This is a genomic window from Sanyastnella coralliicola, from assembly GCF_030845195.1.
GTDB classification, from domain to species: Bacteria; Bacteroidota; Bacteroidia; order Flavobacteriales_D; family Sanyastnellaceae; genus Sanyastnella; species Sanyastnella coralliicola.
The window spans coordinates 1650898-1674008 of sequence record NZ_CP132543.1; the positions used below are offsets into that span (position 1 = coordinate 1650898).

17 protein-coding genes are annotated in these 23111 nt (G+C 44.4%); 10 read left to right on the forward strand and 7 right to left on the reverse strand.

Features of this window, described 5'->3' with window-relative positions; genetic code table 11:
* Positions 1-20: 20 nt before the first annotated feature.
* Positions 21-752, forward strand: coding sequence for a pseudouridine synthase (locus tag RA156_RS06930; RefSeq protein WP_306643838.1), 732 nt, complete (start codon positions 21-23; stop codon positions 750-752).
* Here the strand turns inward: RA156_RS06930 and RA156_RS06935 are convergent, their stop codons facing one another.
* Together RA156_RS06935 and RA156_RS06940 are read right to left on the reverse strand one after the other, a co-directional pair.
* Positions 753-2756 (reverse strand): NADPH-dependent 2,4-dienoyl-CoA reductase, encoded by a 2004-nt coding sequence (locus tag RA156_RS06935; RefSeq protein ID WP_306643839.1) that lies wholly within the window; start codon positions 2754-2756, stop codon positions 753-755.
* Entirely contained in the window at positions 2756-7216 is a 4461-nt protein-coding gene (locus tag RA156_RS06940) for a hypothetical protein (protein ID WP_306643840.1), read from the reverse strand. The genes RA156_RS06935 and RA156_RS06940 overlap by 1 nt, the downstream gene beginning before the upstream one ends.
* 314 nt (positions 7217-7530) lie before the next feature.
* Here RA156_RS06940 and RA156_RS06945 point away from each other — a divergent pair, with 314 nt between their 5' ends.
* The 9 genes from RA156_RS06945 (at position 7531) to acs (ending at position 18725) form a co-directional block, all read left to right on the forward strand.
* On the forward strand, positions 7531-9657 hold the full coding sequence (locus RA156_RS06945; RefSeq protein WP_306643841.1) for a choice-of-anchor I family protein: 2127 nt from the start codon (positions 7531-7533) through the stop codon (positions 9655-9657).
* Positions 9658-9735: 78 nt separating this feature from the next.
* The gene (locus RA156_RS16645) at positions 9736-10155 is read left to right on the forward strand and encodes an IS1/IS1595 family N-terminal zinc-binding domain-containing protein (RefSeq protein ID WP_350339796.1); all 420 of its coding nucleotides are present in this window, start codon (positions 9736-9738) and stop codon (positions 10153-10155) included.
* A gap of 144 nt (positions 10156-10299) precedes the next feature.
* A complete protein-coding gene (locus RA156_RS06950; protein ID WP_306643842.1) occupies positions 10300-11508 on the forward strand; it encodes a hypothetical protein in 1209 nt (402 codons plus the stop codon).
* Between the two features lie 10 nt (positions 11509-11518).
* Complete coding sequence (locus tag RA156_RS06955) at positions 11519-11770, forward strand: DUF4212 domain-containing protein (RefSeq protein ID WP_434064827.1); 252 nt, start codon at positions 11519-11521, stop codon at positions 11768-11770.
* Between the two features lie 17 nt (positions 11771-11787).
* Entirely contained in the window at positions 11788-13527 is a 1740-nt protein-coding gene (locus RA156_RS06960; RefSeq protein ID WP_306643844.1) for a sodium:solute symporter family protein, read from the forward strand.
* Between the two features lie 56 nt (positions 13528-13583).
* A complete protein-coding gene (locus RA156_RS06965) occupies positions 13584-13766 on the forward strand; it encodes a hypothetical protein (RefSeq protein ID WP_306643845.1) in 183 nt (60 codons plus the stop codon).
* Complete coding sequence (locus RA156_RS06970) at positions 13763-16453, forward strand: ATP-binding protein (protein WP_306643846.1); 2691 nt, start codon at positions 13763-13765, stop codon at positions 16451-16453. Before RA156_RS06965 ends, RA156_RS06970 begins: the two co-directional genes overlap by 4 nt.
* Positions 16428-16790 carry a response regulator transcription factor gene (locus tag RA156_RS06975; protein ID WP_306643847.1) on the forward strand — a complete coding sequence of 121 codons (363 nt, stop codon included), beginning with the start codon at positions 16428-16430 and terminating at the stop codon, positions 16788-16790. The genes RA156_RS06970 and RA156_RS06975 overlap by 26 nt, the downstream gene beginning before the upstream one ends.
* A 9-nt stretch (positions 16791-16799) precedes the next feature.
* Positions 16800-18725 (forward strand): acetate--CoA ligase, encoded by a 1926-nt coding sequence (gene acs / locus RA156_RS06980; RefSeq protein ID WP_306643848.1) that lies wholly within the window; start codon positions 16800-16802, stop codon positions 18723-18725.
* Between the two features lie 45 nt (positions 18726-18770).
* On the opposite strand, the gene RA156_RS06985 is transcribed toward acs, so the two are convergent.
* The 5 genes from RA156_RS06985 to RA156_RS07005 all read right to left on the reverse strand — a co-directional run bounded on the left by RA156_RS06985 (position 18771) and on the right by RA156_RS07005 (position 23091).
* On the reverse strand, positions 18771-19394 hold the full coding sequence (locus tag RA156_RS06985; RefSeq protein ID WP_306643849.1) for a hypothetical protein: 624 nt from the start codon (positions 19392-19394) through the stop codon (positions 18771-18773).
* Between the two features lie 56 nt (positions 19395-19450).
* Positions 19451-20131, reverse strand: a complete 681-nt coding sequence (locus RA156_RS06990) for an alpha/beta fold hydrolase (protein WP_306643850.1) — start codon at positions 20129-20131, stop codon at positions 19451-19453.
* 23 nt (positions 20132-20154) lie between these two features.
* Positions 20155-20520 (reverse strand): response regulator, encoded by a 366-nt coding sequence (locus RA156_RS06995; protein WP_306643851.1) that lies wholly within the window; start codon positions 20518-20520, stop codon positions 20155-20157.
* 2 nt (positions 20521-20522) lie between these two features.
* Positions 20523-22499, reverse strand: a complete 1977-nt coding sequence (locus RA156_RS07000; RefSeq protein WP_306643852.1) for a sensor histidine kinase — start codon at positions 22497-22499, stop codon at positions 20523-20525.
* Positions 22500-22635: 136 nt separating this feature from the next.
* A complete protein-coding gene (locus RA156_RS07005) occupies positions 22636-23091 on the reverse strand; it encodes an META domain-containing protein (RefSeq protein ID WP_306643853.1) in 456 nt (151 codons plus the stop codon).
* Positions 23092-23111 lie beyond the last annotated feature (20 nt).

The following is a 23111-nucleotide window of genomic DNA, read 5'->3' on the forward strand; positions in this document are numbered from 1 at the left end:
ATGGCGTACCTTTGGGCGCTATGAGCGACGAAAAAGTCAGGATTAATAAGTACTTAAGTGAGATTGGATATTGTTCTCGTCGAGCAGCTGATAAGCTAATCGATCAAGGACGTATTATGATCAATGGGAGCATTCCTGAGCTTGGCACTAAAGTGGGCGAAGACGATGAAATCGCTGTAGATGGCGAGGTGATTCACCGTCCAAAAACCAAAAAGAACGTCTACCTCGTATTCAACAAGCCGGTAGGTATTGTGTGCACTACCGATACACGTGTTGAGAAAGACAACATTATCGATTTCATCGGTTATCCAGAGCGTATATTCCCTATCGGACGTCTAGACAAACCCAGTGAAGGGTTGATTCTATTGACCAACGATGGCGATATTGTCAACAAGATTCTTCGTGCACGTAACAACCACGAGAAAGAATATATCGTGACCGTGAATCGTCCGATCGACCGTAAGTTCATTCAAGAAATGTCTAACGGTGTTCCGGTTCTTGGCCAGATTACTCGAAAGTGTAAGGTGGAACAATTAGGTAAAGACAAGTTCCGAATCATCCTTACCCAAGGATTGAACCGTCAGATTCGTCGCATGTGTGAATACCTTGGTTATCGAGTACGCACACTGAAACGCGTACGAATCATGAACATCAAGTTGGATGTCCCAGTTGGGAAATATCGTCACATGAAGCCTGCAGAATTCAAAGAGCTTCAGCGTTTATTGAAAGGAAGCGAGAAGACGTTTAATTGATCAGATCGCAATCGCCGCGAGCATCCCATCTTTGATCGCACGCTTCGCATCTAGCTCAGCCGCTAGTTTTGCACCGCCAATCACTTGTACATTCTTATCCGCAAGGGAATCGAGAATCCCTACATTGCTGGTTTGTCCGGCACAAACGATGACTGAATCCACATCTAAAACTTGTGATTTCCCGTCAACTGTGATATGGAGTCCTTGGTCGTCGACTTTGTCGTAAGAAACACCGCCAATCATCTTCACCCCAGACTTCTTCAAAGATGCGCGATGAATCCAGCCTGTCGTCTTTCCTAAGCCCTTACCGTGCTTCGTTGTTTTACGTTGGAGCAAGTAGATTTCACGCTTCGGTTCATGAGATACAGCCTTCTTCAATCCCCCTCCATCAGCGTAGTTCATATCAACTCCCCATTGCGCCATGAAGTCTTCCGTCGAAGTATGGCGATCGTGCAATAGGAACTCAGAAACATCGAATCCGATACCACCGGCACCAATCACGGCTACCTTCTTCCCTGCCTCCTTGGATCCATTCAATAAATCGGTGTAGCCAATCACCTTATCATGATCAGCACCTTCAATCTTGAGCTTTCGAGGCGTTACCCCTGAGGCGAGAATGACCTCCTCAAAGGGAGCGAGCGATTCCGCGCTAGCGAATTCACCCAAACGAAGTTCAACCTGATGCTTCTTCAACATTTGATTGAAATAGCGAACGGTTTCGTCAAACTCTTCTTTACCAGGTACACGACGCGCTAGATCAAACTGACCACCAATGTGATCACGCGCTTCAAAGAGGGTGACTTTATGTCCTCTTTCAGCCGCAGTCACCGCAGCTGACAACCCTGCTGGGCCAGCTCCAACGACAGCTACTTTTTTAGGGTTTGAAGTTGACTTGATGACAATCTCCGTTTCAAATGAAGCACGAGGATTCACCAAACAGCTAGCTACTTTCTGCTGGAAAATGTGATCTAGACAAGCCTGATTACAGGCTATACAAGTATTGATTTCGTTCTCACGCCCCTCTTGCGACTTGATCATCAAATCAGGGTCAGCCAAGAATGGACGCGCCATTGAAATCATATTCGCACAACCGTCTTTCAAGACATCCTCAGCCACTTGAGGCATGTTGATTCGATTGGTGGTAATAAGAGGAATCTTCACCTCTCCCATCAAACGCTTGGTCACCCATGCAAAGCCAGCGCGGGGAACCATCGTCGCAATTGTTGGAACACGCGCTTCGTGCCAACCGATACCCGTATTGATAATCGTCGCACCAGCCTTTTCTACCTCTTTCGCGAGTTGAACTACTTCATCCCAACTAGAACCATCATCTACCAAATCAAGCATGGACAGGCGATAAATGATGATGAAGTTTTCACCCACCGCTTCGCGGGTCTTTCTGATGATCTCCAGAGGTAGACGAATTCGATTTTCAAATGAACCTCCGTATTCGTCGGTACGTTTATTCGTCTTTGTAACAATGAATTGATTGATCAAGTAGCCTTCTGAGCCCATGATTTCCACCCCGTCATAACCAGCGTCTTGGGCTAGTTTCGCAGAGCGAGCAAAGTCATTGATTGTCTTTCGAATTCCTCGTTTTGAAAGAGCTCTTGGCTTAAATCGATTGATTGGTGCTTGAATCGCTGAAGGAGCCACATTTAGCGGGTGGTATCCATAACGACCTGTGTGGAGGATCTGCATACAGATCTTCCCTCCTTCTTTATGCACTGCTTCGGTAATGACACGGTGTTTACGCGCATGAGATCGATTGCTCATTCGAATACCGAATGGAGCCACCCACCCCGCTCTATTGGGCGCAACGCCACCTGTGACAATTAAAGCCGCACCACCAGCTGCGCGTTCTGCGTAAAAGGCAGCCATACGCTCAAAGCCGTTTTTCTCTTCTTCTAGTCCGGTGTGCATAGAACCCATGAGCACTCGGTTTTTCAATGTGGTGAAACCAAGGTCTAGGGGTTCAAAAAGCAAAGGGTATTTCTCGTGCATCAATCGAATTCTCTGAATCTATCTACAAAGTCGTTACGTTTTTTCTTAGATGCAACTACCTGATAAACAAACTTGTTTCCTTCGTCGTCTTTGGTCTTGCGTTTATCGTCCTTCAACTCTGTAATTGTCTTGATGAACTCAGCATCCGTACTAGAGATATTCATAATCCCCAATTTGTAATCGAAGTAGTACCAGTTTCCTGGGTCTAACTCAAGATAGATACGCATAATATCTGCGCTTCGCGCCTTGGCGATTTCAATCTTTCCTTTCACGTAGCGGAAGATCTGCTTCTTGCCCATACTTGCAATTCCCAGAGGACCAACAGATACATACGACTCTTCAACTGGGTCCCATTCAAACTTCACATCAGCGAAGTAGAAAGTGCTTTGAAGCTCGTTTGGAATCTTCTTGAACTGACCATTCAACGAAAGTTCTGAGATGGCCTTATCTGCCGCTTCAAGTCCCATGATCTCTGAAATCGATTTCTCGTATTTCGTTTTTGTGATATCGACAGGCTGCAACCCAGGCCACTGTTCTACGATTTCAATCACTCGTTTCATAGCTCCGTCATCGAAGAAGAAATCAATAGTGAACGCTGTACTCATGGTTGTTTCACCATTCATACTGTTGTGCAATACGTCACCAATCTGCTTGGTTTTCACGTGACCAAGATCAACTTGGAAATCTAGTTGTCCATCACCTGTGATTTCACACGATTCAGTTTTCAGCGCAATCAAGTTACCTGGCAACTTCGGCTGTTTGATCTTTTCTTTGGAACCAATGAGGTAGGACTTCTTGTTCTTGTCATAGTACAAGTATCCCGTTGCCGCAATCAATGGATTGTCTTGTCGATCTTCTTTGCGGGATAAGAATGAACCGTAAAGTGAATACGGCGAATCATCTGCGATCATTACCCCTGCCCCTAGCTTGGCCATACCAATGTCACGCATGTTGGTGTCAACAGGAATGTAGATATCGTTCGGGTTTACTTCGGATCGGAACTTGAACCAACCACGTTCGAGCTCATCACAGGTATGAATAATGCGTGTACCTCCCTCGAAAGTCAAGTTCTCGTTGTTCGCATAGAGTTCGAAGTCTCCCTGGAAATCGAAGAACGGTGATAAAGCGAAGGCATCTTCCTCTTGAATCTTTCCAGTTCCTACCGTCTGAAGGGTGCTGTCTACCTTGAATTCTTCAATATGAATAATCTGTTCACGCTTATTCATGTCAACGTAGGTGTAATCCCCTTCTCCTTCATATTCGAGTCGACCATAGATCTGAAGATCAGCTCCAAAGATTCGGTGGTACTGCGTTACGTAGTTTGAAATGACTGTAGCACGGCTCAGTGGATCCATCTTCGCACGCTTTCGAATCACCACCTTGCCACTATCAGGAAGCACACGTGAGTCAGCAACTGTGATGTACTGAATCTTCTGACATGCGATCACAGACTCTTTCACATCGTACACTGCCTTTGGGGAAAGGAAGTTCAAGCTGTCTTGCAGTTCATTCACCGAGAAGAAGTTACTGCGGGCAGCATCTTCAGATGTATCAATGACGAAGTCATCTGTCACCTTACGGTTAGAACTCAACTCCATTTCATCCTTATCCATGAACCACTTGAATTGATCCATGTAACAGATGTACTGGTTCGTTGGGAATTCGATCTTCGTCTCACCTCCATTCGACTTGAATTCACCAATGCGTTTATCAAAATCAACGGTTGAGTTCACGTCGTCAGTCTTGAAAGCAAGATTGTCTAAGCCACTTTGGTTAAGCTGGAAATTCGCAGACTCGGAAAGTATCTTCCTGGCGGTATAATCGAATGCGGTGGACTCCAGCATGGCACCCTCGAATTCCATTTCACCAAGACCAGTCATTCCGTTTGGCTGAAGCTTTAGGGTACCTGTTAACACCGCTTCATCATTGAAGAAGACAATCGGTTCGTTCACACTAGAAGCCGTCAGATAATCAGCGTTTGGATCAAACACGATATCAACCTCACCTGCGACCACCTTAGGCACTTCGATACCACCTCTCTTTTCATCATTGAGGAAGGCTGTTGTTCGTCCTATGGTAGAATCTGGAAGGAAGATGAACTGCTCTGACGAAGCCATGGCTGTCAGGTAGTCTAGATCCCCTTTCCCTTGGAGACCAGTGTAATTGAGCGTGATGTCTGAGGTGAACTGCCCTTTTCCTTCGTACAACGGCAACCCACCACCACCGGTGTTTACTTTGAATCCGAGGGAATTATCATCCATCAGTCCGAGTGGCTCTGTGATATCCGGGAAGATCCCTCCGGAATTCAGGGTTCCGTTGAACTTCAAGTCTTTTCTGGAGAAGTTATCGAGTGAGTCAATGGTAAATGGTTCCACCTGGTAGTAGAAGCGATCACGGTTGTACACCCCTTCTTGGATATTACTGTTGTCGTAATACACATACGCATTCTGCTCACTCGTCAGGATGGGATACTGCGGATAGACCTTGGATTGAGTACCGGATTTATTTGTGGGGGAATCAATCTTGAGCGTACCTGAGATTTCTTCAAGTACGTTTTTGATTCGTGATTTACTGCGGTTACCATAAAGGTCAGCGGCACTATTCTCGTCTTCAACATAGATTCTACAGCTGTCTACCGCTAGGAGGTCAACCTTGAACTCATCGTAGTTGAAGTAGTAGTCTTTTCCAATGAACTCGAAGTTACCAGCGCGCACTCTACCTCCGAATTTGAAGTCGCGATTCTTCTTTAGAATTACCTCTTCATTCTTTGGGTAGATGGTCACATTTTGTGAATCACTCAACTGAATCCACTTCACTCCTTTCAGCAGCAAGTTGTAATTCAAGAGATTTAATTGCGCATTGCGCGAACCGTCCGTCTCACTGTTAAATTGGATCACATCATAGTCTCTTTTTCCAGAACTATTCTCGATGTAGTGATACATCTTGTCGTTGACAGTAGCCCAACGGCTATTGATATCATAGGTCACAAATCCGGCGTTAGCCAGATTAATCAGAAGAACAATGGCCTGCTCTTCAGAAAGGCGAAGGAAACCTGCTAAATCAGATGCATAGAAGGAATCTGAATTCCGTCGTTGAATGAACTCTCGAAGTTCTATCAATGGATGGACAAGGTTCAATCCAATCATCGCATCATAACGCTCTTCTTTGAAGAACGTATTCGATTCAAACTGTGCAAAGTGCTGGGTAGAACCGAAGATAGAACCCATCTCAATCAGCGGATCATCAATGTTCCAATACAGCGCCTCGAAGTACATATCCACATTGTGGAAACTATTGTAGTATGGCCCTTTTGAAAGTCCTTCATCACCGCGGATCAACACGAGCTGACGCTCCTTGCGATCAAACTTCATGGAGATGTCTGGGTGATAGATGGAGTCTTCTTCAATCTTAAATAACACCGATGTATTTGAAGAAGTGAAACGTTCCGGACGAATCGTAAACTCAAGTGAATTGGCAACGAGGAATTCCTTCCCGTCTCGGAAGAAGGTTAGCTGAGCCGGTTCTTCTGTAGTTCCAGTACCTGCAAGCTTTGAACCTCGCATGGTAAAACCGCCATCGTAATCGACATTCTCGAAGATGTTCTTGATTTCAAGGCGTTTGTTGTACGATTCAAATCGAGGATAACTAGCGTTTTCACCTGTGCGGTCAGCCAATACCTTCTCTGTCAATTGGCCAATCAATGGGGTGTCGAAGTAATCGTTGTAGAAGAGAACACTATCTACAATGAAGCTCGAACCTTTGATTCGAACCTGGTACTCTTCAAATTGAGCATAGGTAGTTTCTGGGTTGAACTCTGCGCGATCCCAGGTCACTTTACCTCCATCACCCATCCAGCGCTCACGATCGAATACGTAATACCCTTTGGTACCTAACACACGTGTACTGTCTCCTTTGGCGTAACCGATTAAGTCTCCTCCAGGGAAAGCGATCAGAGGAATCGAGTCAAACTTAAACTCATAGCTTTCATTAGAAAACGCCCATTCTACCGATCCTGAGCTGTAGAAAACGCGCTTTTCAAACAAGGTTTCTGAACTCGCTAGATACTCGTCAACTAGCTTCTTCGTCTTCTTGTTATCCATCATCTTGTACAGCACTTCATGCCATTCGTAAAAGAAGGCCTCGTTCTTCGATGTACCCGTGAAGTTTACCACTGACGACAAGTACAACATATATTGTGGATAGGCTCTAAACTTCTTCTCTTTGAATCGATTACAAGTCTCAATGACTACTGACTGCATATCAGCTGATACGGCCCCTCCAAGGAACACCGGTTCAAAGTTGTCTTCGACGAACTTCTTCCCTTCCTTTTTTGAGGCCCCCATAAACGAAGCCAGCTCTTTGACAAAGGCTTCAGGTTCATTTGGGAAGTCACCTTTCTTTTGGGCCTTGACAGAAAAGACGAGCAGGCTAGCGAGAAATACGAGTAAGATCTTACGCATATGCTTGAGTTGGGTGTGTTGATTCAAAATTCAGCTTTCCAGAGCAGATATACAGGTGAAATTGCAATTGTTGTGCCGCAGGTTATCCACAGCATATGATCATAACGGATGAAGCACCTACGAATGTTACGTGCATTGCGGAGAAGTTCATAACATTCACCTAACCAGCATTCACGACAAACCTCCTGAAAGCCCCATCCTTTATAGGATGCGCATGACAACCAGAAGGTTACTCAGCATTACATTTTCATAACCTCAGAGCAACGTTGACCATGCAGTCTGACGATATGTTTGCTGCACCAAAATACTATACCATGAAGTCCCTTACTCTCTCAGTTATTGCCTTGGCAATGATCTGCCTTTCAACGACAAAGGCTACCTCTCAAAATTTCGGAGGAGAAGTTCTTCCGACCATCTCGTTCAGTGAAGATTTCAGAAATGTGAATGAAAATGCCGGCGTTGCTTCTTTTGAAGTTGAGATTACTGAAGCTATCGCCGAAGACGTTGACTTCACTTTTGCTGTGAATCCTACTTCAACTGCCCTGGCAGGTACTAATTGGGATGTGGCTTCATTTAACGGAACGATTCCAGCAGGACAAACTTCCACTTCTATTGATTTCATCATTTATGATAACGCTAGCGCGGAAAATGAAGTGTTCGTCGCATTCGATCTAATTGCTGCTGACAATGCCAACGTCGATCTTAGCGCAGATCCATTCTTCATCTTTATTCAAGACGACGAAGTGATGGAAGTTGAACAACAGGAAAGCATCACATTGGAGTACCTAAACAGCTACCTCGTAGAAGACGGCGGTTCTGCTGAGATTGTCGCTTACGAACCGAACGTAAAACGCCTCTATGTCTTGAACTCTGAGTCGACTACGGTGAACATCCTTGATTTCTCTGACCCTTCTAACATTAGCGAAATCAGCGCTATTGATATGAGTCAGTTTGGTGATGGTGCAACGTCTATTGATGTAAGAAACGGAGTGGTTGCAGCTACCGTTGAAGGAGATATGACGGTAGAAGGATCTGTTGTATTCCTTGACCTCGATGGAAACATTATTTCAAGTGTTGATGTAGGCGCACTCCCTGACATGCTTGTTTTCACTCCAGATGGAAACTCAGTTCTAGTGGCCAATGAAGGTGAGCCAAATGATGATTACACCCTTGATCCAGAAGGTAGCATCTCTCGTATCGACATTTCTGGAGGAGTTGAGAACGTGACGCAAGATGACGTCATTACCATGACATTTAACGTCTTTGATAATCAAATCGAAAGCTTGCGAGAGGCAGGCGTTCGAATCTTCGGTCTCAACGCTACAGTTTCACGTGATCTCGAACCGGAGTATATCACTGTAGCAGAAGATGGTTTGTCAGCATGGGTTTCGTTGCAGGAGAACAATGCGATTGCAACGATTGATCTCGTGAATAACGAGATCACTTCAATCATTCCTCTAGGAGTGAAGAATCACAACCTTCCTGAGAATGCTCTGGACGTATCAGATCGCAACGACGAAATCTTCTTCGCGAACTGGGACATCTACAGTATGTACCAACCGGATGCCATTGCTTCATACGAAGTGAACGGCGTTCCTTACGTTGTGACAGCGAATGAAGGAGATCAACGAGAATTTGGCCCCATAAACGAAGATGTTGACGTAGATACCGACAGCTACATTCTAGATGCCGAAGCCTACCCATATGCTGATGAATTCAAACTAGATCATTTGCTCGGACGAATCGCGGTATCACCATACACTGGAGATACAGATGGAGACGGAGACATCGATCAGATTCATGTATTCGGTGGACGTTCATTCTCTATCTGGAATGGCCTAACTGGAGACTTGGTTTACGACAGCGGGTCTGATTTCGAACGTATTACTGCAGCTGACCCTGTATTTGGGGAGTTGTTCAATGCAAGTAACTCGAACAACAATTTCAAGAACCGTTCAGACAACAAAGGTCCTGAACCGGAAGGTGTAACTGTAGCGACAATTGGACAACGCACCTACGCGTTCGTCACGCTAGAGAGAGTGGGTGGTGTGATGACATATGACATTACTGACCCTGCCAATGCCATTTTCGTAGGCTACGATAACAGCAGAACACTTGGCGAAGGTGAAGACGAAGGTGGAGATCTTGGTCCGGAAGGAATCATCTACATCTCTCCTGCTGACTCACCAAACGGACATGGCATGGTCATTATGGCTAACGAAGTCAGCGCAACGCTTTCTATCTACACAGTCGATCCTTCTGCTTGCTTTCTCGCGGATCTTGATAACGATGGTGTTGTTGACGCAGCAGACTTGCTGATCATGTTGGCCAACTTTGGTTGTCAAGAAAACTGTATTGTAGGCGACTTTAACAACGACGGAGTTGTGGCTATTGCTGATCTACTAATCTTCCTCTCTGGATACGGAGAGACTTGTAACTAACTTACCTTTAGATCGATTTGAAGGGGGCCTAGCCCCCCTTTTTCTTGCTAAATTATTATCGTTTTGCTAAATTCATATATGCAACGAACGATATGTCCAAAATGCAGTCATGATTCTTCCACGAAAGCCGGAATTATTAATGGGAGGCAGCGTTACAAATGCCGTAATTGCGGATATCATTTCACAATAAATAAAGTCGGTAAAAGGATCGACCAATACTACGTAACCAAAGCCCTACAACTCTATCTGGAAGGACTCTCATATCGTGAAATTGAAAGGATCATTGGGGTTAGTCATGTCTCAGTCATGAACTGGGTCAAACAATACGGTATCAAAAGAGTCGAAACCGGACAATACCACCCTAATTACCGCATAGTTAGCCACGAAGAGTTGGCTTCATATTTTTCCGACAAAAGTGAAGTTCAAGGGAAGGGAATGCTTATCACTGAACTCGGTGACAAATTCATGGTAATTCGGTGGGAGAGATTTCGTGAATAACTATGCTATTAACAATTTGCTATATCATTTTGGTGAGATAGCTTCTTGATATCTCACATTTGGGTCATTGCCAAAGGGCAATTAACACCTTACACTATGACCCAAATCAAAACTTTACTTCTAACGGGAGCTTTATGTTTCCTTATGATAGGGCTACATGCTCAGGACTCTCCTACCGTGCCCGAACCATACAATGGAGGGCTCAAAGTCAAGCTGAACGATTCTGGCAGCAAATACTTCCGACTTATTACCTGGCATCAATTCCAACTTCTAGCCAGTGATGAATTCGACGAAAACTTCGACGTTTCAGCACAATTGCGACGATCACGCATGCTGATGTTTGCCCAACTCAGTGATCGTTTTCTAGTCTTGACTCATTTCGGACTGAACAATCTGACAAGCGCGGGATTGCACCCCACTGGGCAATCGTCGCAAGCACAGCTTTTCATGCATGACGCTTGGGTTGAATACAAACTAGCAAACAATGTTTACATGGGCGGCGGACTCCATTATTGGAATGGAATTAGTCGACTTAACAATCAGAGCACACTCAATATGATGCCCCTTGACAACCCGAGGTTCGCTTGGGCTACCATTGGAACATCAGATCAGTTCGCACGCCACATCGGCCTTTACGTTAAAGGAACAGTAAAGAATAAATTGAACTATCGTTTTGCGTGGAATCAGCCCATGACAAACAGCATCGACTTAGGTGATGAACTTACTCCAGACGCTGCAAGCTATCAAGGAGCTTTCTACGAAGGACATAAAGACGCAGGGCACGCCTTCTCGGGATATGTGAACTACGAAGTGTTCGATTCAGAATCTACCAAACTCCCCTATTTCGTTGGCACCTATTTAGGAGCGAAGAAAGTTCTGAGCGTAGGTGGTGGATTCTTCTATCACCCTAAGGGATCTGTCTCGTTGAATTCAGAGTCAACTGAAATCATCTCACATGATGTCCTACTGTTCTCAGCAGACGTATTCTACGATGCCCCTCTAGGAGATAATGGATCAGCCATCTCTGCTTACGCAGGATATTTCAACTATGATTTTGGGCCGAATTACGCTCTAGGCGGAACCAGCGTAGATATCAACACAAGTAACACCATCTACACCCAGATTGGCTACTTGCTACCGAAGTTTTCGGAAAAAATGAGAGTTCAGCCCTATGTAACAGCATCCACAAGAGATGCGGACGCATTTGGGGACAACTTGATTCAGGATGTAAACCTCGGCGCCAACTTCTTTATCAATGGACACAACGCGAAATACACAATCCAATACGGGTATCGTCAAGTAGGAACGGCTCCAACTGACGGAATCACCGTTCAAGCCCACATTTTCCTCTAAACCTACGATCATGAATGAAAAGCATAAACAATATTGGAAGACTAATCTCCGGTTGATGGGGATTCTGCTAGTCATCTGGTTCATCGTGTCATATGGTTGCGGCATCCTATTCCGTGACGCACTTGACAATATCAAAATCGGAGGTTTCGGTCTTGGGTTTTGGTTCGCACAACAAGGAAGCATCTATGTCTTCGTTGTGCTCATCTTCTACTACGTAAAACGAATGAACAAAATCGACCACCAGTTCGGTGTCGACGAATAACCCTTAATCGAACGAACATGGATATTCAAGTTTGGACCTTTATCATCGTCGGCATCACCTTCGCGATTTACATTGGAATAGCGATTTGGTCTAGAGCTGGCTCTACAAAAGAATTCTACGTTGCAGGAGGAGGTGTTCCCCCTCTTGCTAACGGATTAGCTACTGCAGCTGATTGGATGTCAGCCGCATCTTTCCTTGGAATGGCCGGGCTTATCTCATTTATGGGATATGACGGATCTGTTTTTCTCATGGGATGGACTGGAGGTTACGTTCTCCTTGCACTCTTACTGGCACCATACCTCAGAAAATTTGGGAAATTTACAGTACCTGATTTTATCGGTGACAGATACTATTCAAACGTCGCAAGAACAGTAGCCATTCTTGCAGCTCTTTTCGTATCCTTCACTTACGTAGCAGGACAAATGCGAGGAGTTGGAGTCGTATTCGCTCGATTCTTGGAAGTAGATGTTGATACTGGAGTATACATCGGTATGGCCATTGTATTCATCTACGCTACGCTAGGTGGAATGAAAGGTATTACATACACCCAAGTAGCTCAATACTGCATATTGATTTTTGCCTTCATGGTGCCTGCATTCTTTATTTCGATGCAGTTGACTGGAAACCCACTTCCTCAGATTGGAATGGGCGGAAAAGGTGAAGACGGAATGTACCTATTGGACAAAATAAATCAGCTTCACACAGACCTAGGTTTCAAAGAATACACTGCTAGCTCAAAGAGCATGACGGATGTACTGTTTATCACCGCAGCATTAATGGTAGGTACAGCAGGACTACCTCACGTGATTGTTCGATTCTTCACGGTTCCTAAAGTTCGAGATGCGAGAAAGTCTGCTGGGTGGGCTTTATTATTCATTGCCATCCTCTACACTACAGCTCCTGCTATAGCTGTGTTCGCTAAAACGAATCTCCTTTCAACGGTAAACAACAAACCAGCTGAAGAACTCCCTGCTTGGGTAGGAAATTGGCAAGAAACCGGACTTCTTTCTTGGGAAGACCACAACGAAGATGGAGTGGTTCAGTACTACAACGACAAGAACCCGGAATACGTTGCAAACGTCGCTGATCCAGCTGGTTTAAAAGGAAATGAGTTGACGATTGATCGTGACATCATGGTGCTTGCAAACCCTGAAATCGCAGGGCTCCCCAATTGGGTTATTGCACTAGTTGCTGCCGGAGGATTAGCAGCTGCGCTTTCGACTGCAGCTGGTCTACTATTGGTCATTTCGACTTCAGTTTCTCACGATTTGATCAAGAAACAAATTGCGCCAAACATCAGTGACAAAGGCGAGTTGTTATGGGCCCGCGTAGCTGCGGTAGCTGCGGTTGTGGTTGCCGGATATTTTGGAATTAACCCACCAGGATTCGTCGCCTCGGTAGTAGCACTGGCCTTTGGCTTAGCTGCCGCAAGTTTCTTCCCTGCTATTATTTTGGGAATCTTCAACAAGCGAATGAACAAAGAAGGTGCTATCGCTGGAATGGTCGGTGGTTTGCTCATCACCTGTTATTACATCGCTCGATTCAAGCTGCATTGGATTGGTGATCCTGAAACTTCAGGAGCCGACCACTGGTGGTTTGGTATTTCACCTGAAGGATTCGGTACCATTGGTATGTTTGTGAACTTCGCCATCGCACTGACGGTCAGCAGATTCACCCCTGCCCCTCCTCAACAAGTTCAGGATATGGTGGAAGATATCCGTATCCCAAAAGGAGCCGGTGCTGCACAGGAACATTGATATATCTCAAGAAGGGGGAAGCCATTTGGTTCCCCCTTCTTCACTATTTTAAGACGATGAAACTCGGAAAGTCATTTCTCTTCTTTATCCTGTTGATTCTAGTTGTTGGATTAGGGTATCCAGTGTTGTCACTATTCAGTAGCGCTGTTGCTCTCCTCGCATTCATTTTGACTTTGTGGATTCTACTCGTCGTTACTATGTGGTTATGGAGTTCTAAAACAAAGGAACAAGACCATTGAGCACCCTCCTTCTCATATTAATTGCACTCTTGTATTTAGGAGGATTATTCTTTGTTGCTCAACGAGCAGAGAATAAAAAGCTTCCTAAACTGCTTCATCGCCCCGGAGTTATTTATGCTCTTTCCCTAGGCGTATATTGCACTGCGTGGACTTTTTATGGATCCATCGGTCGAGCAGCAGACCACGGCATTGACTTCTTGACAATTTACATTGGCCCAATTCTAATGATGCCGCTGTGGTGGATTGTAACCAGAAAAGTGATTCGCATAGTCAACTACCAACACATCGCGTCTTTAGCAGATTTCCTCGCTGCGCGATACGGCAAAGATCAGCGTATTGGAAGCATCGTAGCTTCAATTTGCCTATTAGCAATTACACCCTATATCGCTCTTCAAATCAAAGCAATTTCAGACACCATTGTCTTAAGTAGTGGTTCTCAATCTTTGGTAGAAGGTTTCGATGCAGGGCTTATTACCGCCGTCTTTTTATGTCTGTTCACTATTCTCTACGGAGCGCGTTTCGTTGGACAACATCAAAAACGCAAAGGAATGGTCACGGTTGTGGCGTTAGAATCTGTCATTAAGCTAGTGGCGTTTCTCATCGCTGGCATCGTTATCCTGGTTTCAATGAAGCCTGATTTAACGACCCTTTGCTCTCAATCTGAAGTCATAAAGAATTTCACTTTTGAGCAAGGAACTGGCATGGGGAATTGGATCATTCTAACCGTCATTTCGGGTTTTGCAATGATTCTGCTCCCAAGACAGTTTCAAGTAGGGGTTGTAGAAGTAAAGAAGGAAGAACATCTAAAGACAGCCATGTGGATGTTCCCTTTATACCTGCTCTTGATTAACATTCTAGTGATTCCCATTGCATTGCTGGGGAATAGTATCATCGCCGATTCTCCTTCTGACTACTACATGTTATCTCTAGCCGCCATTAGCGGCAATGACTTCCTCATGCCATTAATATATCTGGGAGGTTTCTCCGCTGCGACGTCAATGATCATTGTAAGTAGTATCGCTCTTGGAGGTATGGTTTCAACGAATCTGGTGATCCCTGCCATTATTCAAAAAGACGCTCCTGAAGATTATTCAAAACGAATACTCAATTCAAAAAGACTGAGCATTCTTCTGGTATTCGTACTTGCGTACACATACCAACACTATTTGTCAGAGCGAACAGCCCTAGTGTCGGTTGGTATGACTTCCTTCATTGGTATCGCACAATTAGCCCCGGCGTTCATAGGAGCGATTTATTGGCGAAACGGAACTAAAACAGGCGCCATTAGTGGACTATTGGTTGGATTCATCACTTGGAGTGCCTTACTGATTATCCCCGGTTTGATCATTGATCCTGAGCTAGCCACCACTGGAGAAGCCACTCTATTTGGTCAGTGGATCTTTGATGCGATAGGTCTCGATCGAATTCCAGGAACAGCCCTCATTAGTATTACCGCGAATGCCTTGACATTTGTAGGGGTTTCATTGCTGACAACTCAATCTCAAACAGAGGTGAATCAGGCCAACATCTTTTCGAATATTATGAAGATCGAGAAGTCAAAGTTTGATAGTACAGGGATATGGGCAACAAGCGCCTCTTTTCCGGATCTTAAGTCTTTGTTGATTCAGTTCCTTGGAGATCGTAGAACGGAAGAGGTATTGGACCGTTATGCTCGTATAAATGACATTGACTTCTCGAAGCAAGACAAGGCTGACCCTAGAGTCATTTCATATGCTGAACGCCTCTTAACCGGAGCTATTGGCCCTGCATCAGCACGAATCATGATCTCTCATGTCACTCAGAATGAGGAAATTAGCATCGAAGAAATCGTTGATATTTTGACCGAGTCTAGGCAGGTTCACCGTCTGAACAGAAAACTCCAGCAACAACAAGACGCCTTAATTAAAGCAGGAGATCAACTCAAATCTGCGAATCGACAATTGCAAGAGTATGCTGAGCTCAAGAATGAATTCTTGTATACGGTAACTCATGAGCTTCGCACTCCCCTCACTGCTATCCGTTCTCAAGCTGAAATGCTCGCAGAAGAAGAGATCCCAGAAGAAGACCAGCAGCGCTTTTTAGAGAATATCGTCTCAGACTGTGAGCGACTCACACAGCTGATCACCAACGTATTAGACTTAGAACGTTATGAGTCAGGCAACTTCCAAACGGACTTTGAGACGATTGAAATTTCCAAAATAATCGACGATGCGGTTCGTAGTATGCTTTCGCTAGCGCGGAATAGGAATCTCGAAATAAACTATTGGTCTCATACCCTTCCTAAGATAAAAGGAGACGAAGGCCGTTTAATTCAAGTCCTGATTAACCTGATCTCTAACGCGATAAAATTCTCTTCAACAGATAGTGCTGCCGTAGCCATAGAAACAGAATTACATAATGGCTACATACATATTGATGTATGTAATAACGGTGGAGGCATTGCTGCAGACGAACGTGATCTTATCTTCGAAAAATTCTATCAATCGAAACACCAGACGAGGAGAAAAAAAGCAGGAAGCGGATTAGGTCTTGCCATATGTAAGAATATAATCTCTGTGCATAATGGAACCATCGAGGTAAGCGAACATGATGACTATAATACTTGCATACGAGTTAAACTTCCTGTCAAGAACGAATTGAAAACCCCTGAGAAACTAGATTATGAAACGCATTTTGATAGTGGATGATGAACCAAACATCGTCATGTCTCTAGAATACTACTTCCGTAAAAAGGGGTTTGATGTATTCATTGCTCGTAACGGAACGGAGGCCTTGGATGCTGTTGATCAGCATCAACCAGAACTCGTAATTCTTGACATTATGATGCCAGACATTGATGGATATGAAGTGTGCGAAAGAATCAAATCCAACGAGACGAGCAAAAACACCAAGATCATATTCCTTTCTGCTAAAAGCCGGAAAGAAGATATCGAGAAGGGATACGCTTCTGGAGCAAACCTATACATGCAAAAACCCTTCAAAAACAAAGAACTATACACAGAAGTCACCCAACTTCTAGAATAAAATATTCCCATGGAAACTTTAGAACAAACAACCATGAATACGCCATATCAAATCACCTCTTTCGACGACTATAAACGTTCATACCAACAAAGTGTAGACGACCCTGAAACGTTCTGGGCAAACATTGCAATGAACTTTAAATGGTCTCGTCCTTGGAAGAAGGTTCTAGACTATAACTTCAGAGAGCCAAGTATCAAATGGTTCGATGGGGCTCAAACGAATATCACCATCAATTGTCTCGACAGACATCTACGGGAGCGCGGAAACAAACTCGCCGTTATATGGGAGCCAAATGATCCTAAGGAGCGATTCATTCGATTGACCTACAGAGAATTATACGAACGTGTTTGTCAGTACGCTAACATATTGAAGAAGCACGGAGCCAAGAAGGGAGATCGTATCGCGATCTATATGCCCATGGTACCAGAATTGGCGATCGCTGCGTTAGCATGTGCGCGAATTGGGGCTATTCACTCTGTGGTATTCGCAGGGTTTTCAGCTCAGGCACTTGCCGACAGAATAAACGACGCTGAAGCAAAGATGGTCTTGACTGCAGATGGTCTATACCGTGGAGCAAAGGAGATCCCGGTAAAACGCGTGGTAGACGAAGCTCTAGAGTCCTGCCCTAGCGTTCAAAAAGTCATCGTTACAGAGAGAACAAAATGGGCTGTGAATATGAAAGAAGGCCGGGACGTCTGGCTTCATGAAGAGCTCCCAACGGTAGATAAAGAATGTCCCGCAGAGCCTATGGATGCGGAAGATATGCTATTCATTCTCTACACAAGTGGATCTACAGGGAAGCCAAAAGGCGTGGTTCATACTGTGGGAGGCTACATGGTTTACGCAGGCTACACATTTAAGAACGTATTCCAATTAAATGAATCTGATGTTTATTGGTGTACAGCTGATATCGGCTGGATTACTGGCCACAGCTATATTATTTACGGACCACTCCTAAATGGAGCAACCACCTTGATGTTTGAAGGGGTTCCTTCTTGGCCAGACTATGGCCGATTCTGGCAGGTATGTGATAAATATGGTGTGACTCAATTCTATACAGCTCCTACGGCAATTAGAGCGTTAATGGCGGCTGGTGATGATCATGTTTTGAGTTACTCTCTTGATTCACTCAAGGTACTAGGATCTGTGGGAGAACCAATTAATGAAGAGGCATGGCAATGGTATAATATCCACGTAGGAAAAGAGAAGTGTCCGATAGTTGACACTTGGTGGCAAACAGAAACTGGTGGAATTATGATCTCAGGACTAGGTGGTCATAGCCCTCAAAAGCCAAGTCATGCAGGATATCCTCTTCCAGGAATTCAGCCCGTATTGTTAGACTCTGATGGTAACGAAATCAAAGAGAACGAACGAGAGGGCTACCTCTGTATCAGACACCCCTGGCCTGGTATGCTTCGAACTACATACGGAGATCACGAACGATGTAAGAACGTGTATTTCTCAAATTACGAAGGCTATTACTTCACAGGCGATGGCGCACGAAGAGATGAAAACGGTATGTACAGAATTATCGGTCGAGTTGATGACGTGATTAACGTTTCAGGACATCGTTTCGGTACCGCTGAAATCGAAAATGCCATTAATTCTAACGATAAGGTGGCTGAATCGGCAGTCGTTGGCTATCCACATGATATAAAGGGGCAAGGAATCTATGCCTACGTTATTTGTAAAGATGCCGATGTAGACGATGATATCCTCAGAGCCGAAATCACAGAAAGTGTGGTTCAAGAGATCGGTAAAATTGCAAAACCAGATAAGATTCAAATAGTTCCTGGTCTTCCAAAAACGCGCAGTGGGAAAATCATGCGTCGAATTCTACGAAAAGTTGCGGAAGGAGACACCTCAAACTTAGGTGACACCTCTACCCTTCTAGATCCAGAAGTCGTGACGATCATTAAGGAGAATGCACTCTAACGCATTCTGTTTTGGGCGAAAAGGTCGGGGGTTCCCGGCCTTTTTTTAGACCGCCAATTTTGCAATTAGAGAGAAATACTGTGTCCAGGGCCTTCGTTCACCAGCTGAATAAACCTGTCCGTGCCTTTCATAAATAACTTCTTCATATCCAGACTCAAACATGCTCTCAGAGCGAATTCCAATACCGAGGCCTGAATCCCACTCCTTCATCACACCGAATTGAGAAGAAAACGACACATATACGGAGGGGTAATCTGATTCTGAGAACTGTTTTTCAAGATCATACCACAGGCCTACTCTCACACCATAAACAATACTCAACCCTCGTAGTAAAGGAATTTGAACCGACGGACCAACGGCAGCACCAACTAAGACGCGATTCTTTAGCCCGCTTTGCCTCAATGATCCCTTCAGGCCTATAAAGTGAATTCGATCTTCGAATCTTCGCTGAAACTCAACCTCTAGTGTCGATGAAGTGTAATGAACCTCTCTAGACTCTATTCTTCTGAATGGATTGAGCACACTTAAAGAACTTGACTCTCCATCAGCATAGAACTGAGATACCGAAGTGCCAAATCCAACGGAAGGTTCCATTACCCATTCAGACTGAGCTCGGCTGGTATTGGTAATAATTGCGAGTAGAAGTAAAAGAGCGAGAGTACATCTCATGATTTTAGTACAGTACGAGTGGCTGACTCCCGAATAAAAAGTGACTAGAAAATCATTTAAGCATTAAAGAACCCCAAAGTCATCGTAGCCAAGAAGCCGGCATTTACCCTTTCAATCGGGTGCTGAAAACCTTCTAGTATCTTGAACTCACTGTTGGATAAAGACGCTGCTGCACGTTTCGATTCTTCAATCGATACCATGGTGTCTTCATCACCTACCGTGATCAATACACGATGATTAATGCTCGACAACACTTCTGAAGTAAGATTAGGAGCCTCTCCCAGATCGATCATCATTTGTGCGGTGCTTCGCATTACTCCTTTCCACTTTGCACCATGTGTGCTTTCCAAATGAGCTGCGAACTTTGGCACCTTTTGCTCAATCACTTCTGGATTCAACATCTTCACTTCTTTCTGAGCTGATTCCGGTGTCCAATTGAACTTGGTCCCATAGGTCGCAATTCGGTTTACCCTATGTTCGTGGTGATGCGCGAGATTCAACGCTACATAGCCTCCCATACTATATCCGAAGATATTCACCTGATCAAGTCCATTCTCATCGAGAAAATGAACAACATCTGATGTGAACTGATCAATTGCGAAGGAAAGCTCGGTGCGATTATCTCCATGTCCGCTGAAGTCCAACGAATAAACCTCACTGTGTTCTTGCAGTGCTTCTTTAACCTTGAAAAGTTGACGCTGGCTGCCTAAAGCGCCGTGTAGGAGTAGTATGGACATGACTAAAGATTCAGTCTAGCAATCTACGAATCACCCTTGAGGGCAGCGTTAATTCGCTTAAAGTTTGCGGGTTTTTCGAAGAAACCGTTAATCAGCTTTGAATCGAGTGCCTCTTTAATCTCCTTGTTTAAGGAATGACCCGAGAGGATGAAATATCTCTTTCCGGTATGGCGCTTTTGAGCTTCTTGAATAAACTCCAATCCAGACATCACAGGCATGTGAAGATCACTAATGATTAATTGGATCTCAGGATCGGATTCAAGAGACTCTAATCCTTGTGGTCCGCTTTCTACAGAGATTACGTCATATTCTTTCCCAAGAATACTCGAGATGATGTGCCTGTTGATAGGTTCGTCATCGACGTAAAGAACTTTCCTTTTCTCCCCCATAATTACAACATCGGAATGCTCAGAGTAACGGTTGTTCCTTTGCCAAGTTCCGATTCAAAATCGATGGTTCCTCCATGTTCTTGAACGATTGAATTGACAATAGACAAGCCTAGTCCTGTGCCTTCACCAGGAGCTTTGGTTGTGAAAAAGGGATCCAAGATTTTTTCAAGGTCCTCCTTCGCAATTCCTGCCCCGGTATCGACGATCCGAATTACCGCTTTATCGTTTTTAGTTTCAGTGCTGATCTTTACGACCCCGTCTTCCTCAATAGAATCAATGGCATTGCCGATAAGATTGAGTACGACTTGATGCAATTTGCCACTATTTCCCTTCACCACTCCCAAGTCACTCGAGAATTCCTTCTCTAGGGAAATCTGGTCTTTCGTTTTGTATTGTAGAATCGACAAACATCCATCAATGATCTCATGAAGATCACACTCTTCAGTAAAGTCGTCATTGGTTCTGCTATAGATATTCAGGCTCTTGACGATCTGACTAGCCTTTTCGACGCCAACATTGATCCATCGTAAGTACTCACGAAGCTCTTCCTTGTTTACTTCTTCGTTTTCTAATTCTGCGTTGATCGCTGCTGAACCACCATGAATGAAATTCAACGGATTGTTGATTTCATGTGCCACACCAGCTGTCAAGACACCTAGGGAAGCCATTTTCTCTGATTGTACCAGCTGTGTCTGCGTCTCCTTGAGATTCTCAAGCGTATTTTTCAATTCATTGTTCGCCCCTTGCAACTCTTCTGTTCGCGATTGTACCTTCTCTTCAAGGATTACATTCTGTTCCCGGATAATCCGTTCGTTTTCCCGGGCCATTTCTAAAGCCTTCTCTTGAGACTCTTCCGTCTCCTTGCGTAATGCATTGATTCGATCGGCTAACGCAATTGAGAGTAAGACGACCTCAATGCTTGAGCCAAACAAGATTGCCCCTAAGAAGTAAGGCTTGTACGGAATCACACCAAGATTTGTCATGGCAAAAATAGCCACTGTTACGATCAAGATGCTCCATGCGATGAGTAGGAATTTCGCCGGTTTAAAGCCATTACGTGACAACTTAAGCGCTGCAGCAATAACAATGCAAGACCCATACAAGGAAGCCACATTAGCGGTATGATAAGCGGCTACATCTAAATCGAATATTAATTGGGTAATGGCAACGAAATCTAGCAGCACCGTGCCATATAATGGGATCAGAAATTTTGGTGCCTTCAGTTTGAGTTGAAGGAAATTTGTCACAAAAATCACCGTGGCAATTCCAACGACGGCTCCGGTCAAAACAGTGAATTTCTGATTCAATGCAGGCCAATCAGCTAGCAAATATCGATCAGTATATCCGAATAGAGCGTACTGAGCAGTTAGAATACACACCAAAAAGATGATGTAGAAACCATAGCTATTATCACGAGTAATGAAGGTCAGAACCAGGTTATACAGGAACATAACCATCATCGCTCCTCCATATATTCCAAAGAGAAAATCTTTGAAGGTTAACTCTCTGACAAGTTCTCCCTTCTCTAAAAGCTTAAATGGAAGAACTACGGGCTTGGTGCTAAAGACCCTTAAATAATACTCTTCTGATGTCCCATCAAGAGGAAATACGAAACTAGAATTCTCATAAGGACGTGTATCAAAGGCGAATGCTTGACCGGTTTGACAAACTAGTTCCAGTTGCCCATTGACATCAGCTTTCCACAATTCAACCGTGTCGAGCAAAGCATAGTCAAGATGAATAGAGTTCTCGCTACTAATAGCATCTTCTCGGACTTCCAATTTGACAGCTACGTGCGTCCCATTATCAAGCGTGGCAACTTCGTTTTGATTGAAAGTGTAATCTAGCTGATCAAGTTTCTCGCCATTCGTAGTGTTATCAATGATAGAGATGGAGACCCCAAGGGCTTCCTTTTCCGACTGAGAAAGAAGAATTTGAGTGCAGAAAACAAAAAAACAAATGACCAGAAGGCTTCTCATACGAACTAAAGTAGTCTATTCCAGCCTTCACTAATCTTGCTTCAAGGCCATTGTTTTCCAAAGAACGATGTCAATTCAGCCTAGCAGCTAGTCTCATGTACCCAAAAGATTATAGGAATTGTCCTACCATGAGAACTTAGTCTTGCACTCGAACCATTTCAATGGTCGTGAACCCTAATAGGGTGTCAGGATCTTCAAGATAATTGTGAAAAATGATAGGGTAAGTCACCTCCCCAGTGAAGGTCAAATGAGTTTGACTCATTGAGTACCGCGACATTTGCGGAAGTAGACTCATCAAGCTTCTTTCGTCGTCTGTATCACAGCAAGCTTCGGTACAATCCGCAGAGCTGAATCGAATACTATCTCGAGATAAAAGCTCGAAGGAACCAAAACACTTGTTGACTTCGAAATTGGAGTACCCGTAGTGTCCACCTGAGTGAATATTCAAATACACAGGACGTTGCAGCTTCACATCGTCGCCATCTTCAGATGACATAATGACGTAGCTCCATTTCGATTTTTCGACTTGATCAAGCGGATTGAGACCGCCGGAAAGACATGATAGAATGAATGCAAGGAACAACTGGTTCATGACATGTACAGATTTACATG

Coding starts and splice junctions, on each gene's coding strand:
- RA156_RS06930 (WP_306643838.1), top strand. CDS start 21: ATGAGCGACGAAAAAGTCAGGATTAATAAGTACTTAAGTGAGATTGGA.
- RA156_RS06940 (WP_306643840.1), bottom strand. CDS start 7,216: ATGCGTAAGATCTTACTCGTATTTCTCGCTAGCCTGCTCGTCTTTTCT.
- RA156_RS06975 (WP_306643847.1), top strand. CDS start 16,428: ATGAAACGCATTTTGATAGTGGATGATGAACCAAACATCGTCATGTCT.
- acs (WP_306643848.1), top strand. CDS start 16,800: ATGGAAACTTTAGAACAAACAACCATGAATACGCCATATCAAATCACC.
- RA156_RS06995 (WP_306643851.1), bottom strand. CDS start 20,520: ATGGGGGAGAAAAGGAAAGTTCTTTACGTCGATGACGAACCTATCAAC.
- RA156_RS07000 (WP_306643852.1), bottom strand. CDS start 22,499: ATGAGAAGCCTTCTGGTCATTTGTTTTTTTGTTTTCTGCACTCAAATT.
- RA156_RS16645 (WP_350339796.1), top strand. CDS start 9,736: ATGCAACGAACGATATGTCCAAAATGCAGTCATGATTCTTCCACGAAA.
- RA156_RS06965 (WP_306643845.1), top strand. CDS start 13,584: ATGAAACTCGGAAAGTCATTTCTCTTCTTTATCCTGTTGATTCTAGTT.
- RA156_RS06960 (WP_306643844.1), top strand. CDS start 11,788: ATGGATATTCAAGTTTGGACCTTTATCATCGTCGGCATCACCTTCGCG.
- RA156_RS06950 (WP_306643842.1), top strand. CDS start 10,300: ATGATAGGGCTACATGCTCAGGACTCTCCTACCGTGCCCGAACCATAC.
- RA156_RS06935 (WP_306643839.1), bottom strand. CDS start 2,756: ATGCACGAGAAATACCCTTTGCTTTTTGAACCCCTAGACCTTGGTTTC.
- RA156_RS06955 (WP_434064827.1), top strand. CDS start 11,519: ATGAATGAAAAGCATAAACAATATTGGAAGACTAATCTCCGGTTGATG.
- RA156_RS06990 (WP_306643850.1), bottom strand. CDS start 20,131: ATGTCCATACTACTCCTACACGGCGCTTTAGGCAGCCAGCGTCAACTT.
- RA156_RS06985 (WP_306643849.1), bottom strand. CDS start 19,394: ATGAGATGTACTCTCGCTCTTTTACTTCTACTCGCAATTATTACCAAT.
- RA156_RS07005 (WP_306643853.1), bottom strand. CDS start 23,091: ATGAACCAGTTGTTCCTTGCATTCATTCTATCATGTCTTTCCGGCGGT.
- RA156_RS06945 (WP_306643841.1), top strand. CDS start 7,531: ATGAAGTCCCTTACTCTCTCAGTTATTGCCTTGGCAATGATCTGCCTT.